The sequence below is a fragment of the Mycobacterium sp. TH-M82 genome (assembly GCF_057473605.1).
Genome location: NZ_JBYCKY010000707.1, coordinates 1 through 1,230, shown reverse-complemented (window position 1 = coordinate 1,230; position 1,230 = coordinate 1). Strand labels below are relative to the sequence as shown.

General features: G+C 70.2%; 1 protein-coding gene. It reads right to left on the bottom strand.

Annotated features, from left to right (window positions below):
- A partial coding sequence (locus AC2VON_RS20680; RefSeq protein ID WP_486954590.1) for an FAD-dependent oxidoreductase occupies positions 1-1,195 on the bottom strand: 1,195 nt, incomplete at its 3' end.
- Positions 1,196-1,230 lie beyond the last annotated feature (35 nt).

Here is a 1,230-nt window from a genome sequence, read left to right as displayed (position 1 = left end):
TGGCGGCCAGCTCGGCGAGGTCGGCCGATTCGCAGAACCAGTCCGGTACCGGTTCGCCGGGGGCGACGCCCAGGAATCCGTACCGCTGCAGGTGGATAGAGTCGAACACCATCCACGCGCGATCGTTGACGTATCCGTCGCGTGGGTCCAGGTACTGGAAAGCGCCGGCCATCGAGTTGTAGTCGGCGGCCTCGTTGACGAACCGCCGCCCGGCCGAGTTGACGATGATGCTCCTGGGGCGGGTCCGCTCAAGGCGCACGCTGCGGCTGCGGGGCTTGCCGTCGATGGTGTCGCCGGGAATGCGGACGATCGGCACCCACCACGCCTCGCCCATGTTGGCCAGGTCCGCGCCGTGCGCCATCGCCATGCGCAACCCGTCACCGGTGTTGTTCGGCGGCGAGACCGCCCCGTGCATCGGGCCACGCAGAAACGCCTGTGTCAGGGCTGGATCCCATTCGAAGCCGCCGGTGCCCAGGACGACGCCGTGGCGGGCGCGCACGCTGATAGTGCGGTCCGTTAAGGCTACCCGCACTCCGGTGATCACCCCGGCGTCGGCGAGGAGTTCTTGCGCCCGCGCATTCGCGTGCACCGCCACACCGGCGTCGAGCAGACCCCGGAGCAGACCCGCGACGAGTGCGGCGCCGGCGACGCACAGGTTGCCGGGTTGACCGTCCGCCGCCGCGTGCAGACGGGCCCGGGTCTCGGCGTCGAAGCCGACATTGGAGAAGTCGTCGGGGAACGCCGTGATTCTGGTTCCCCACTCTCCCAAGCGGTCCAGATCGAACGGCGTCGGGATCAGCGACCTGCCACCGGTCGGTCGACCGCCCGGTAGCTCCGGCCGGTAGTCGGGGAAGCCGGTCGCGACCTCGAAACGCACGCCGCTGTGCGCCTCGACGAAATCGAGCATCGCCGGGCCGGTGCGGACGAAGGTCTCGACCAGCGCATCGTCCATCACGCCGTGGGACTGCGCCCGCAGGTAGCGCAGCGCGTCGGCGGGCGTCAATTCCCCGTCGGCGCAACGGTTATGGGCGGGGATCCATGCGACACCGCCCGACACGGCGGTGGTGCCGCCGACGGTCGGGGCCTTCTCGAAGACCTCCACCGAGGCGCCGGCGACCGCCGCCGCCAGTGCGGCGGTGAGCGCGGCGGCGCCGCTGCCGAGCACGACAACGTCGACCTCGTGGTCCCAGGACATGGACGGTCATCCCTTCAGCTCAGAACCTCGGACAA